Origin of the sequence: Streptomyces drozdowiczii, from assembly GCF_026167665.1 — a bacterium.
Lineage (GTDB): Bacteria > Actinomycetota > Actinomycetes > Streptomycetales > Streptomycetaceae > Streptomyces > Streptomyces drozdowiczii_A.
On the sequence record NZ_CP098740.1, the window covers coordinates 5591390 to 5605123 of the forward strand.

At 73.3% G+C, this 13734-nt stretch carries 12 protein-coding genes; 9 read left to right on the plus strand and 3 right to left on the minus strand.

Annotated features, from left to right (window positions below):
• The 3 genes from NEH16_RS25440 (at nucleotide 1) to NEH16_RS25450 (ending at nucleotide 2068) form a co-directional block, all read left to right on the plus strand.
• Nucleotides 1–801, plus strand: a complete 801-nt coding sequence (locus NEH16_RS25440) for an SGNH/GDSL hydrolase family protein (protein WP_265545145.1) — start codon at nucleotides 1–3, stop codon at nucleotides 799–801.
• Between the two features lie 195 nt (nucleotides 802–996).
• A complete protein-coding gene (locus NEH16_RS25445) occupies nucleotides 997–1260 on the plus strand; it encodes a hypothetical protein (RefSeq protein WP_073968062.1) in 264 nt (87 codons plus the stop codon).
• A gap of 166 nt (nucleotides 1261–1426) precedes the next feature.
• Nucleotides 1427–2068 (plus strand): TetR/AcrR family transcriptional regulator, encoded by a 642-nt coding sequence (locus tag NEH16_RS25450; protein WP_073968124.1) that lies wholly within the window; start codon nucleotides 1427–1429, stop codon nucleotides 2066–2068.
• Here the strand turns inward: NEH16_RS25450 and NEH16_RS25455 are convergent.
• From NEH16_RS25455 to hmgA, 3 genes are read right to left on the minus strand one after another with little or no spacing between them, the layout of a single operon-like run.
• Nucleotides 2050–3330 (minus strand): type ISP restriction/modification enzyme, encoded by a 1281-nt coding sequence (locus NEH16_RS25455; protein WP_430523770.1) that lies wholly within the window; start codon nucleotides 3328–3330, stop codon nucleotides 2050–2052. The genes NEH16_RS25450 and NEH16_RS25455 overlap by 19 nt on opposite strands.
• A gap of 8 nt (nucleotides 3331–3338) precedes the next feature.
• The gene (locus NEH16_RS25460; RefSeq protein WP_073968060.1) at nucleotides 3339–4139 is read right to left on the minus strand and encodes a GntR family transcriptional regulator; all 801 of its coding nucleotides are present in this window, start codon (nucleotides 4137–4139) and stop codon (nucleotides 3339–3341) included.
• A gap of 28 nt (nucleotides 4140–4167) precedes the next feature.
• Nucleotides 4168–5496: a homogentisate 1,2-dioxygenase gene (hmgA, locus tag NEH16_RS25465; RefSeq protein ID WP_265545150.1), complete on the minus strand. Its 1329-nt coding sequence runs from the start codon at nucleotides 5494–5496 to the stop codon at nucleotides 4168–4170.
• A 119-nt stretch (nucleotides 5497–5615) separates the two neighbouring features.
• Between hmgA and NEH16_RS25470 the strand changes: the two genes are divergently transcribed.
• From NEH16_RS25470 to NEH16_RS25495, 6 genes are all read left to right on the plus strand, one after another.
• On the plus strand, nucleotides 5616–7754 hold the full coding sequence (locus NEH16_RS25470) for a right-handed parallel beta-helix repeat-containing protein (protein ID WP_265545152.1): 2139 nt from the start codon (nucleotides 5616–5618) through the stop codon (nucleotides 7752–7754).
• Nucleotides 7751–8581, plus strand: coding sequence for a hypothetical protein (locus NEH16_RS25475; RefSeq protein WP_265545153.1), 831 nt, complete (start codon nucleotides 7751–7753; stop codon nucleotides 8579–8581). Before NEH16_RS25470 ends, NEH16_RS25475 begins: the two co-directional genes overlap by 4 nt.
• The gene (locus NEH16_RS25480; protein WP_265545154.1) at nucleotides 8578–10062 is read left to right on the plus strand and encodes a hypothetical protein; all 1485 of its coding nucleotides are present in this window, start codon (nucleotides 8578–8580) and stop codon (nucleotides 10060–10062) included. The genes NEH16_RS25475 and NEH16_RS25480 overlap by 4 nt, the downstream gene beginning before the upstream one ends.
• Before the next feature lie 40 nt (nucleotides 10063–10102).
• Nucleotides 10103–10720 carry a TetR/AcrR family transcriptional regulator gene (locus NEH16_RS25485; protein WP_073968055.1) on the plus strand — a complete coding sequence of 206 codons (618 nt, stop codon included), beginning with the start codon at nucleotides 10103–10105 and terminating at the stop codon, nucleotides 10718–10720.
• A 137-nt stretch (nucleotides 10721–10857) separates the two neighbouring features.
• Nucleotides 10858–12216, plus strand: a complete 1359-nt coding sequence (locus NEH16_RS25490; protein WP_265545156.1) for an ABC transporter ATP-binding protein — start codon at nucleotides 10858–10860, stop codon at nucleotides 12214–12216.
• A 106-nt stretch (nucleotides 12217–12322) separates the two neighbouring features.
• The gene (locus NEH16_RS25495; protein ID WP_265545157.1) at nucleotides 12323–13717 is read left to right on the plus strand and encodes an aldehyde dehydrogenase family protein; all 1395 of its coding nucleotides are present in this window, start codon (nucleotides 12323–12325) and stop codon (nucleotides 13715–13717) included.
• Nucleotides 13718–13734: the final 17 nt, after the last annotated feature.

Here is a 13734-nt window from a genome sequence, read left to right on the forward strand (position 1 = left end):
GTGAAATTGTCCAGACTCGTGGCATTCTCGTCCTCGCTCCTGCTCGGCGCCGTCATCGCCCTGACCGGGGCGGCCACCGCGAATGCCGCACCGTCCGTCGACTACGTCGCCCTCGGGGACTCGTACTCCTCGGGTGTCGGCTCCGGGAGTTACATCGGCTCCAGCGGCGACTGCAAGCGCAGTACTCTCGCCTACCCCTCCCTCTGGGCCTCCGCCCACTCGCCCGCGTCCTTCTCCTTCACGGCCTGCTCCGGGGCGCGCACGGGCGATGTGATTGCCAATCAGCTCGGGCCGCTCAACTCCTCGACCGACCTCGTCTCGATCTCCATCGGCGGCAACGACGCCGGCTTCTCCGACGTCATGACGACCTGCGTCCTCCAGTCGGAGTCCACCTGCCTCAACCGCATCGCCACCGCCCGCAGCTACGTGGACACCACGCTGCCCGGCAAGCTGAACTCGGTGTACGACGCGATCCAGGCCAAGGCCCCCTCCGCCCATGTCGTCGTGCTCGGCTACCCGCGCTTCTACAAGATCGGCGGCAGTTGCGTCGTCGGGCTGAGCGACAAGGTGCGCAGCGCCATCAACGGTGCCGCCGACTACCTCAACGCGGCCACCGCCAAGCGCGCCGCCGACCACGGCTTCAGCTTCGGTGACGTCACCAGCGCCTTCACCGGGCACGAGATCTGCTCCGGAAGCGCCTGGCTGCACAGTCTCAACTGGCTGAACATCGGCGAGTCGTACCACCCCTTCGCCGCCGGGCAGTCCGGCGGCTACCTGCCCGTCCTGAACGCGCTCGACTAGGGTGAAGGCGCGCCTCGCGAGGGGCGCGCCGTGCGGCGGTCGGCCAACTCGCCCCGGAATCGGGCAGATTCACCGACGGATCGTCAACCTCCGTATATGTGTGCGCAATCCCGCTCCCGGGATACACGAGTGTCGGTGGCAGGCGATAGGGTTAACCTGCCCGGGCCGAGTGCCCTCGTACGGGTGGGGAGTGACATGGAACAGATAACGGTGCGCAGCAGGGCGCGCGTGCCTGCCATTACATGCGGGAGCAGCGCGACGAGTTCGCGCCTCGACCGCCATCTCGCGGTGCTCGGCGGTCCCGTCGTGCCGCAGCGCGAGGCGGCGGAAGCGACGCTGCTGATGCGCGAGCTGACCTCGCGCGACGCCGGACACGCCCGGCGCAGCAGAAGTGCGCGGGTGTCGCTCTTCGCGCCACTGCGCCGACTGCGGCGCTCGCTCTTCGGCAGCCGCCACTGACCCGACCGCGGTCCCGACTCCCGCAGCGCGCTGCTGCCCGCTCTTCCGTCATCCCCGGAGCCGGCAGTGGCGCGTCGCCGTGTCCGTACCCGGTCACACACTGTGTCCGACGGGCCCGCATGGGTGCCGAGGTAATTCGGTGCCGAACTACTTCTACACTGTGCCCATGCCCGAGAAGCGAGCCGCGCGTCTGCGCCCCGACGAGCGAAGGGCGCAGTTGGTGGCGATTGGCGTGGACATGCTCGCCGAGTGCTCCCTGGACGAGCTCTCCACCGATGCCGTGGCCCGGCGGGCCGGCATATCGCGCGGCCTGCTCTTCCACTATTTCGACTCCAAACGCGACTTCTACCGGTCCGTGGTGCGCCAGGAGTGCGACGACTTCGCCGCCGCCACCGACCCGGACCCCTCGCTGGACCCGGTCGCCTGGATGCGCGCGTTCATCGCCGGTTTCGTCGCGTACGTGACCGGGCGCCGCAAGATCTACCGCGCCCTCGTCCGGGGTGCCGCCGGCAGCCACCCCGCCGCCGGCGACATCGTGGAGGCCACCCGCGCCACCCTCGCCCGCCGGGTCGTGGAGGGGCAGCGCCGCCTCGGGATGGCGCCGTCGCCCCGGCTCACCCTGGCCGCCCGGGCCTGGCTCGCCTTCGCCGAGGAGGCGGTCACCGGCTGGCCGCCGGACGAGCCGGACGCCCTGGACGAACTCCGCGCCTTCCTGGAAACGGCCTTCGTCCGCCTCCTCGGCGACCTCGACCGGCCGGCCGCCCTGGCCGAACAGCGCGGTGCCCCCGCTCACAGCAGCGCGAACTGACCGTCCGGCCCCTCCTCCTGATGGTCCAGGACCGAAGCGGGCCGCCGCGCCGCCTCCCCGACCGGCAGCACCCCCGCCGCCCGCAGCTCCTCCTCACCGCTCCCCGGGCCCGCCGCCAGCGCCTCGGCCAGCGCCTCCTGACGGGGCCGCAGCTCGGCGAGGAGCGCGAGGAGCGTCACCAGGTCCAGCAGCTCCGAGGTCCACTCCTGCGGCCAGGCGCGCGGCCGGACCGCGTCGAGCCCCGCCGCCTCCGCCCCCGGCGCCCCGCACGCCGCCGCCCGGCGCTCGAACCACAGATCGAGGACCCGCACCCCGCTCACCCGGAACTCCCAGGCACCGGCGGGCACCGGTGAGACGCGGCCGGTGCCGAGCGCGAGCACCCGCTCCTCGGCCTCGTACGACAGGGACGCCGGCACGGGCGGGACGGCCGCCCGCACATAGGGGCGCTGCCCGCCCGGCAGCCGGGGGCGCTCCGCCCCGCGCGCCCCGCGCAGCTGGAGCCGCAGCAGCTCGCGGCCCAGCTCGACCCCCTCCGCCCAGGTCGCGGTGTCCTCCGGGAGCGGGACCACGCAGCCTGCCGGTGAGGGGCGGGCCGCCGCCAGGATCCAGGCGAGCACCGACTCGGCGGTGACCGCGTCCCCGTACCGGGCGCGCAGCACGGGGAGCAGGCCCGGGGCGAGGTTGGGTTCGAGGCCGCCGGGGCGGCGGTGGAGCGGGCGGACCCGGCCGGGGCGGCCGGCGGGGGAGTGGCCGTCGGGCAGCAGCGTCGTCACCGACACGGCCGGGCCCGGATCGTTCGGCACCCGGCCGTGCTCGACCAGGAAGAGCTGGTGGTCGTCGGCGACCCGCCACAGCTCGGGCCTGGCCACGTCGATCAGGCGGTGGTCGGGCAGCAGCCACTGTTCGTCGTACGGCCCGTGCAGGATCCGTACCGGCTCCGGGCAGGGGCCCGTCTCCCGGGCGAAGCGGCCGGAGGCGCCGGACCGGCCGGGCAGGGCGGCCACGGCGCTCTGCTGCGTACGGGCGCGGGTCGGGGCGAACAGTCGCTCGCGCTCCTCGCCCGACGCCCGCACGAGGCGGTCCCAGCGGGCCCGCAGACAGGCCGCGTCCGGGGCGGTCACCCAGGTGCGGCCGGTGCGCAGCGGCCGTACGGACCAGGGCATGAGGTCGTCCAGGAGGGGGCCGCGCGGGCCCTCGCCGGACCCGGCCGCTGCCGGTGCTGCCACCGTTTCTTCCTCCCCGCCTGCCGCCTTCCCTGGCATCGTAGGACTCAGTGGGCCTCCACCGTCACCGAGAACGAGAACCGGTCGCCCCGGTAGTGGATCCGGGCCACGTCGACCACCCGGCCGCCCTCGTCGTAGGTGATGCCCGTGTAGTAGAGGATCGGGCTCAGCAGCGGGACGCCCAGCAGTTCCGCCGTGGCCGGGTCGGCGAGGCGGGCCTCGACCGTGTCGGTGATCCGGGAGATCGGGACGCCGACCCGGTCCCGCAGCACCTTGGTCATCGGCCACCGGTCGAGGTCCGCCGGGTCCAGGTCCGCCGCGACCTCCGGGTGCACCCAGTTCTGCGCCCAGTTGGTCGGCTCGCCGGTCGTCCCGTCGCACCGCAGCCGGCGGTAGCCGACGACCTCCGCGCAGCCCGGGAAGTGCTCGGCCACCTCGCCCGGGACCGGGACCGGGCCGTGGCCGAGCAGGGTGGAGCGCTCGCCCGACTGCTGGGCCACGATCGCGTCGATCGAGCCGAGCAGCCGGACCGGGGAGCCCCGGCGGGCGTGCGGCTCGATGAACGTGCCGCGCCGCCGGTGCCGGCTGATCAGGCCCTCCGCCTCCAGCTCCTTGAGCGCCTGCCGCATGGTCAGGACACTGACCCCGTAGTGCGCCGCGAGCTGCTCCTCGGTGGGCAGCCGCAGCGTGGCGTCCGGGGCGCGGCCCAGTATGGACGCCCGCAGCGACTGCGAGACCTGGTACCACAGGGGCAGCTTGCGGTTCAGGACCAGCGAGTCGGGCGCGAAGGCGGTGCCCCGGGGCGCGGGGCTGTTCGCAGCGGGCTGCGGCACCTGGTCCTCCTGCATGCGTCGTCGCCGGGCCCGGGAGGGCGCGTCACGGCCTGAAGTTGCGGCTCAGACCCTGCCATACGTCGTCGTAGCCCTGCTGAAGGTGGTCCGCCGTCGCGGCCTGCGCGGTCGTGATGACCGGCCAGCGGGTCTCGAACATGAAGGCGAGGCCGTCGTCGATCTTCTGCGGCTTCAGCTCCGCCGCGCTCGCCTTGTCGAAGGTCTCCCGGTCCGGCCCGTGCGCGGACATCATGGTGTGCAGCGAGCCGCCGCCGGGTACGAAGCCGCCCTTTCCGGCCGTCTTGGCGTCGTACGCGCCCTCGATCAGGCCCATGTACTCGCTCATCACGTTGCGGTGGAAGTACGGCGGCCGGAAGGTGTCCTCGCCGACCAGCCAGCGCGGCGCGAACACCACGAAGTCGACCCCGGCCAGGCCCGGTGTGTCCGAGGGCGAGGTCAGCACCGTGAAGATCGACGGGTCCGGGTGGTCGTAGCTGATCGAGCCGATGACGTTGAACCGGCGCAGGTCGTAGACGTACGGGGCGTGGTTGCCGTGCCAGGCGACGACGTCGAGCGGGGAGTGGTCGTAGGTCGCCGTCCAGAGGTTGCCGCAGTACTTGTTGATCACCTCGACCGGGCGCTCCACGTCCTCGTACGCGGCGACCGGGGCCAGGAAGTCCCGCGCGTTGGCGAGGCCGTTGGCGCCGATCGGGCCGAGGTCCGGGAGGGTGAACGGGCGGCCGTAGTTCTCGCAGACGTAACCCCGGGCGGTCTCGTCCAGCAGCTCGACCCGGAAGCGGACGCCGCGCGGGATCAGGGCGACATGGCCGGGTTCGGCGCGCAGCAGGCCCAGTTCGGTGCGGAGCAGCAGCCCGCCGTACTGGGGGACGATCAGCAGCTCGCCGTCGCTGTCGCTGAACACCCGGTCCGTCATCGCCGCGTTGGCGCTGTACAGGTGCACGGCCATGCCGGTGCGCTGGGCCGCGTCGCCGTTGCCGCCGAGCGTCCACAGGCCGGCCACGAAGTCCGTACCGGGGGCGGGCTCGGGGAGCGGGTCCCAGCGCAGCCGGTTCGGGTCGGGCACGGTCTCGGTGAAGGGGGCGGTGCGCAGCGCGCCGTTGTCCGTGCGGACGAACGGGGGATGGGCCGCCGAGGGGCGGATGCGGTACAGCCAGCTGCGGTGGTTGTGGGCGCGGGGCTCGGTGAACGCGGACCCACTCAGCTGCTCCGCGTACAGCCCCAGCGGGGCGCGCTGGGGCGAGTTGCGTCCGTGCGGGAGCGCTCCCGGCACCGCCTCCGAGCTGTGCTGATTCCCGAACCCGGAGGAGTACTCAAGCCCCTCCGCCGTCTTCCTCGCCTGCTCGATGCCGCCCATGTGCGCTCCCGTCCGAAGGAATCCTATGCACAACCGTAGGAATGGAAGCGTGGCGCGTCAACGCCATTCGTCGTGCAGAAGGGGTTCAAAAAGCTGAACAATGCTCTACTCTCCCGCACATGTCGTGGACACGAAGACTTTTGGCGGTTCTGGCGGTGCTCGCCGCCGCACTGCTCGCGGCCCCCGCCGCCCAGGCGCACGAGGAACGGCCGGTCACCCTGCCCGACGGCACCGGCAGCGTCCCCGTGTACCGCACCGGCGAGCCCGACCTCCTGGTGTGCAAGACCGACCGGGCCGACTTCGAGCGCCGCATCTCCGGCTTCCCGGAAGCCCTGAAGGCGCGCAACCTCACGCTCTTCGAGCGGTGCCGCACCTCCGGCTACCGCCACCTCCAGCAGGCGGTCGACGCGGTCGACGGCCCCGGGAAGAACATCGCGATCCTGCCCGGCCTGTACGAGGAGGAGCCCTCGCTCCCCGCGCCGAAGGGGGAGTGCGCCCGCCTCAAGGCGCCCGACTCCAAGCTGGGCTACCAGATCCTCAGCTACGAGCAGCAGGCCCAGTGCCCGCACAACCAGAACCTGGTGGCGATCCTCGGCAAGAAGGACCTCCAGATCGAGGGCACCGGCGCCGCCCGCACCGACGTCGTCATCGACGCCAAGTACCGCAAGCTCAACGCGATCCGCTCGGACAAGTCGGACGGGATCTACTTCCGGAACTTCACGGCCCAGCGCACCACCTTCAACTCGCTCTACGTCCTCGCCCAGGACGGCTTCGTCATCGACGACGTGCTGACCCGCTGGAACGACGAGTACGGCTTCCTGACCTTCGCCAGCGACCACGGCCTGTACAAGAACTGCGAGTCCTACGGCAACGGCGACTCCGGCATCTACCCCGGCAGCGCCTCCGACATCAACGACGGCTACGGCTACGACGTACCGCGCTACTCCATCGAGATCACCGGCTGCCGCAGCCACCACAGCATGGTCGGCTACTCCGGCACGGCGGGCGACTCCGTCTACGTCCACGACAACGAGTTCGACCACAACATGGGCGGCGCCTCGATGGACAGCGCCTTCCCCGGCCACCCCGGACTCCCGCAGAACCACGCCCGCTTCGAGCGCAACCTGATCCACGACAACAACGCCGACTACTACCGCTACGTCGCCGACGGCACCTGCGCCAAGCCGCCCGCCGAGCGGGGTTACGAGGACGGCGTCGTCTGCCCGCAGATCTCCATGCCCCCGGGCACCGGCATCATCACCGCGGGCGGCAACTGGAACCGCTACGAGGACAACTGGATCTACGGCCAGAACCGCGCCGCGTTCTTCCTGAGCGCCGTCCCCGCGTTCATCCGCGGCGAGAACGCCCTCGGCAAGCAGACCGACACCTCGCACCACAACCGCTACTCCGGCAACCACCTGGGCAAGGACAAGAACGGAAAGTCCCGCCCCAACGCCACCGACGTCTGGTGGGACGGCCAGGGCGACGGCAACTGCTGGCAGTCCGACGCGGGTGCCTCGACCCCGCGCTCCCTGCCGAGCTGCGGCGCCGAGCGGGGCGATGTCTCCGGCTCCACCGACCGGCTCGTGGGCGAGCCCGTCAAGCTCGCCCAGCTGCTGGTCTGCGCCGACTACGACGTACGCGCCCGGCGGCTGCCGGCCGGCTGCGACTGGTACGGGGCACGCGGCATCGCCCGCATCGAGGTCCAGGCCGCCCTGGGCATCGCCGTGGTCCTCCTGCTCGTCGGCGGGGTGCTGTGGTGGCGGCGGCTCCGCACCAGCCGGCTCGCCACGGTCGCGTCCGTCCTCGGTGTCATCGGCCTCGGCCTGGACGTGGCCGGGTCCACCATGGGCCTCGCCGCCACCTACGTCCCCGCCGTCGCGCTGCTCCTGACCGGGCTCTGGTGGACCGGCATCGGCCTGGCGCTGCGCCCGGCGCGGCCGGTGTTCGGCTGGGTGACCGTGGTCCTGGGCGCGCTGACGCTGCTCGACGCGCTGGACAAGGGCGTGTTCATGATCCCGTGGATCCCGCTCAGCCCGGCCTGGGTACGGGGGCTGCTCGGCCTGGTCTGGGTCGTCTGGGCCGTCGTGGCCGCCGCCCGGCACGGTGTCCGCGCCGAAGGCGCGGACGGGGACGGGGGTGCGGAGGGCTCCGACGCGCCGGAGCCCGTGTCTGCCGCCCCCTCCACGCCCGCGCCTGCCGCGCCCGCCCCCTCCGCGAAGCCCGACGCCACCGCTTCGGAAGGCGACCCCTCATGACCCGCGCCCGCCCTGCCGCCCGTCCCGGCCGCGCCCGTCCCGGCCGCGCCCGCCCCGCCCTCGCCCTGCTCACCGCCGCCGTCCTCGTCCTCGGCGCGGGCGCCTGCGGGGGCAGGGCCACCACCCACCACAAGCCCGGCACCAGCCACGCCGAGGACACCGGCAGCAACGGACGGCTCCTGAAGGCCGACGACGGCGACGGCCACCGGCTCCGCCAGGTCGACGCCGACGGCGCCCCCGAGGTGGACCTCGCCGTCCGGCCCGACTCGGAGGACGGCTGGAACGTCCACCTCACCGTGCGCCACTTCCGCTTCACCCCGGACAGCGTGGGCGGCGGCGCGCTCGCCGGACGCGGCCACGCCCGGCTCTTCCTGGACGGCCACCCGCTCGCCCGGGTCTACGGGGCCTGGTTCCACCTCCCCGCATCGCTGCTCCGGGCGGCCGGGGGCGGCACCCGCCTCACCGCGGGGCTCTACGCGGACGACCACACCGCCTGGGCCGTCGGCTCCGCCCCGGTCCGGGCCGCCGCCACGCTCGGCGACGCCTCCGCGAGCCCCGATCCCGACGTCACCACGATCGAGTTGGCCATCAAGGACGGCAAGGTGAGCCCCGCCCCCGGCCGCACCGAGATCGAGAAGGGCCGCACCGTGCGCCTGCGGGTCCGCAGCGACCGGGACGACGTCCTGCACGTCCACGGCTACGACCGGGAGGCGAAGCTCCCCGCCGGACGGACCGTCACGGTCACCTTCACCGCCGACCGCACCGGCCTCTTCGAGGTCGAGACCCATGAGTCGGACCTCCTGCTGACCCAGCTCGCCGTCCGGTGACGGGCGCCCCCGCCCCCGGTGCCGTGCGCGTCCTCGCCCACGGCATCGGGGCCCAGCACGACCTGCCCCTCTCGCCGTTCTACGCGTTCGCCGGGGCCTTCGCCGCGCTCTTCGTCTCGTTCCTCGCGCTCGGCCTGCTCTGGTCGGACTCGCGGTTCACGGGCGACACGGCGGGCCGCCCGCTCCCGGCCGCCGTCCAGCGCCTGGCGGACGCCCGCGCCACCCGGCTCGTCCTCGGCGCGCTCGGCCTGGCCGCCGCGCTCTCCGTCGTGCTGTGGCTGCTCCTCGGGCCCGCCGACCCGGACCGAAATCCGGCGCCCGGCGCGGTCTACGTCCTCCTGTGGGTCGGGCTCGTCCCCGCGTCCCTGCTCCTCGGCCCCGTCTGGCGCCCGCTCAACCCCCTGCGCACCCTGCACCTCCTCGCCTGCCGGGCGCTCGGCCGCGACCCGGAGACCGGCCGACCCCTCCCCGTACGCCTCGGCATGTGGCCCGCCGCGGCCGGGCTCCTCGCCTTCACCTGGCTGGAACTCGTCGCCCCCGACCCCGCATCGCCCACCGCCCTGCTGGTGTTCCTCGGCGTCTACGCGGCCGTCCACCTCGCGGGCGCTGCGGCCTACGGCGCCCCCTGGTTCGACCACGCCGACGCCTTCGAGGTGTACTCCGGCCTCCTCGGCAGGCTCTCCCCGTTCGGCCGTGTCCGTGAAGTCCCGTCTGGCCCGCGACGCCCGGCACGCCCTCTCGCCGCACCGGCCAACATCCCAAGTACGTCCAGTACGAGGGATGTCGGCCGGCACGCCGAGAGCACGCACCAGACGCCGCGGGCCACGCCCTACGGGCGTACGACGGGACTTCACGGACACGGCCGCCGCCGCCCCGCCGACGGCCGCCTCGTCGTCCGCTCGCCGTTCAACGGGCTCGACGCCACGCCCCGGCTCCCCGGACTCGTCGCCACCGTCTGCGTGATGCTCGGCTCCACCGCGTACGACGGCTTCTCCGACGCGCCGCGCTGGATCACCACCGTGCAGACCTCGGAGCTGGGCCGCACCACCACCGCCACCCTGGGGCTGCTCGGCGCCGTCGCCCTCGTCGCCGCCCTGTACGGGCTCTGCGCCGGCGCCACCCGGCTCGTCTGCGGAACGCCGGCCCACCCGCTCACCGCGTTCGCCCACTCACTGGTGCCGATCGCCCTCGGCTACCTCGTCGCCCACTACTTCACGCTCTTCGCCACCGAGGGCCCGCACACCCTCGCGCTGGCGGCCGGCGCGGACCGGCCCACCGTGCCCGAACCGCCCCTGGGACCGGGCGGGGTCGCGACGCTCCAGGTCTTCGCCATCGTCACCGGCCACGTCCTCGGGGTCGTCGCCGCGCACGACAGGTCCGTCCGGCTCATGCCGCCCCGGCGCGCCGTCATCGGCCAACTCCCGCTGCTCGTCCTGATGATCGCGTACACCGTGGGCGGCCTCGCCCTGCTCATCGCCTGAGCCCGGGCTCCCGCCGACGCCTCAGGAGGCCCACGGCATCATGGAAGGCGTGCCCCACACGAACAACCTCCGCCGCGCCCCGGTGCAGCAGCGCAGCGCCGAACGCCTCGCCCGGATCCTCGACGCCTGCGCCGGACTCCTGGACGAGATCGGCTACGAGCAGCTGACCACCCGGGCCGTGGCCCAGCGGGCCGGGGTGCCCATCGGCTCCGTCTACCGCTTCTTCTCCAACAAGCGGGCCCTGGCCGACGCGCTGGCCCGCCGCAACCTGGACAGCTACGCCGAGCGCATCACCGCCCGGCTGACCGCCATCGAGACCGCCGACTGGCGCGGCGCGATCGACGCCGTCCTGGACGAGTACCTGGCGATGAAGCGCACCGTCCCCGGCTTCGCCCTGGTCGACTTCGGCGCCCCCGCACCCGACGAGGACCCGGCCGACGACGCCAACCAGCGCGTCGCGTCCCGGCTCACCGGACTCCTCGCGGGACAGCTCGGCCGGGAGGCCGACGCCGACCTGCTGCGCGCGATCCTGGTCTGCGTGGAGGCGGCCGACGCCCTGCTCAAACTCGCCTTCCGCACCGACCCGTCCGGCGACGACGCCCTCGTCGCCGAGACCCGCGAACTCATCCACGCCTACCTGGCCCGGAGGCTCGACTGACCTCCCCGCGGCTGTGAATGCGGCCGGGGCGTACCCAACTTTGCGCGAGTCATTCCCTCACCGGGCGCAGTGGGCTAATTTCGGGCCACTGCTGCCGCTCCCCACCGCTCCATCACCATCCCTCCCGGGCGGAACACATGACTCGCGCCATCACCCTGAACAACGTCAGCAAGGCGTACGGACGGTCCCCGCGCGCCGTCGACCGTCTCTCGCTCTCCATCGACCCGGGCGAGTTCGTCGTCCTGCTGGGCCCCTCCGGCTGCGGCAAGTCGACCGTGCTCCGCATGATCGCCGGCCTGGAGGACACCAGCGAGGGCGAGATCCTCCTCGACGGCGAACCGGCCAACCACCTCACCCCGCGCGAACGCGGGATGGCCATGGTCTTCCAGAACTTCGCGCTGTACCCGACGATGACCAACCGGGCCAACATCGGCTTCCCGCTGAAGCTGGAGAACCCGCGCGCCGACCACAACGAGCGCATCGAGAACACGGCCAGGATGCTCGGGATCGAGCGCATCCTGGACCGCCTCCCCGGCCAGCTCTCCGGCGGCGAGCGCCAGCGGGTCGCCATGGGCCGGGCCATCTCGCGCCAGCCCTCCGCCTTCCTCATGGACGAGCCGCTGTCCAACCTCGACGCCAAGCTCCGCAACCACCTGCGTGCCGAGATAGCCCAGCTCACCAAGGAACTCGGCGTCACCACCGTGTACGTGACCCACGACCAGGCCGAGGCCATGTCGCTCGGCCACCGGGTCGCCGTCATGCGCGGCGGCGTCCTCCAGCAGGTCAGCCCGCCGCGCGAGGTGTACGCCCTGCCGGAGAACGTGTTCGTCGCCGCGTTCATCGGGACGCCCCGGATCAACCTCCTCCAGGCCGTGGTGCACGCGCCCCTGGAGGGCCGGATGTCCATCGACCTGGGCCGCCAGCGCCTCCCGCTGCCCGAACCGCTCAGCCCCGACCACCAGCTCCTGCGCATCCAGCAGGGCCGCCCGATCATCGTCGGCCTCCGCTCGGAGGCGGTCCGGATCGCCCCGCCCAGCCACGCCCGCCCGGGCGAGGTCGCGCTCAGCGGCATCGTGGAGCACGTCGAATACCAGGGCCACGAGGCGCTGGTCCACCTCAACACCGGCTCCCGGCCCGCCGTGGTCCCCGAGCTGGAATCGGCCCGCACCGACCGGGGACCCGTGCGCAGGCGGCGCGGCGGCCAGGGCGGTACGGGGGTGCTGGAGCGGATCAGGGAGCGCGCCGGCGCCTACGTCGGCGGGTCCGTCGCCGTGCTGGACGCGCCGGAGGCCGACGACCTGCCATCGGGCATGCACAGCCCGGACCGCCCCGCCGTCACCGCGAGCGACCTGGTCGTGCGGACCGGGCCCGACATGATGCTGCGCACCGGCGGCCAGGTGCCCCTGCTGGTCGATCTCGCCCACCTGTACGTCTTCGACCACCAGGGCCGCCGCATCTGCCCGCTGCCGAAGGACGTGCCGGGGCTGGACATGTAGACGGGGCGGCCCGGTACGTGACGGGGGTCTCTGGCGCCTGAAAACTAACAGCGCTAGTTTGGGCTCCGGACGATCCCGTCCGTCACCGCGCCCGGGAGGAACAGCGATGAAGGCCCACGACGGCATGTACATCGGCGGCGCCTGGCGGCCCGCCGCGGGAACGGACACGATCGCGGTCGTGAACCCGGCGGACGAGCAGGTCATCGGCCACGTCCCGGCCGGCACCGCCGAGGACGTCGACGCCGCGGTACGGGCCGCCCGCGCCGCCTTCCCCGGCTGGGCCGCCACCCCGCCCGCCGAGCGCGCCGCCCGCATCGCCGCGCTCCGCGACGTGCTGGGCGTCCGCGTGGAGGAGATCGCGGAGACGGTCACCGCCGAACTGGGCGCCCCGCCCGCGCTCGCCGTCTCCGTGCACGCGGGCCTCCCGGTCCTGGTCGCCGGAACGTACGCCGAGCTGGCCGCCACGTACTCCTTTGAGGAGCGGCACGGCAACTCGACGGTCTACCTGGAGCCCGTCGGGGTCGTCGGCGCGATCACCCCGTGGAACTACCCGCTGCACCAGATCGTCGCCAAGGTGGCCCCCGCGCTGGCCGCCGGCTGCACGGTCGTCCTCAAGCCCGCCGAGGACACCCCGCTCACCGCCCAGCTCTTCGCCGAGGCGGTCGCCGAGGCCGGGCTGCCCGCGGGCGTGTTCAACCTGGTCACCGGCCTCGGCCCGGTCGCCGGACAGGCCCTCGCCGCGCACGAGGACGTCGACCTCGTCTCCTTCACCGGGTCCACCGCGGTCGGACGGCAGATCGGCGCCACGGCCGGCGCCGCCGTCAAGCGCGTCGCGCTGGAGCTGGGCGGCAAGTCCGCCAACGTCATCCTCCCCGGCGCCGACCTCGCCAAGGCGGTCAACGTGGGCGTGGCCAACGTGATGTCCAACTCCGGGCAGACGTGCAGCGCCTGGACCCGGATGCTGGTGGACGCGGAGCGGTACGAGGAGGCCGTGGCGCTCGCGGCGGCGGCCGTCGCCAAGTACGTGCCGGGGGACCGGGTCGGCCCGCTCGTCAACGCCAAGCAGCAGGCCCGGGTGCGCGGTTACATCGAGAAGGGCGTCGAGGAGGGCGCCCGCCTCGTCGCCGGCGGCCCCGAGGCCCCGCTCGCCACCGGCTACTACGTCAGCCCCACGGTCTTCGCCGACGTCACCCCGGAGATGACGATCGCCCAGGAGGAGATCTTCGGGCCCGTCGTCTCGATCCTGAAGTACGAGGACGAGGACGACGCGCTCCGCATCGCCAACGGCACGGTCTACGGGCTCGCGGGCGCGGTCTGGGCCGCCGGCGACGAGACGGCCGTGGCCTTCGCCCGCCGGATGGACACCGGGCAGGTCGACATCAACGGCGGCCGCTTCAACCCGCTCGCGCCCTTCGGCGGCTACAAGCAGTCCGGCGTCGGCCGCGAACTCGGCGCGCACGGCCTGGCCGAATACCTCCAGACCAAGTCCCTCCAGTTCTGAGCCCCGTACCGCCCACC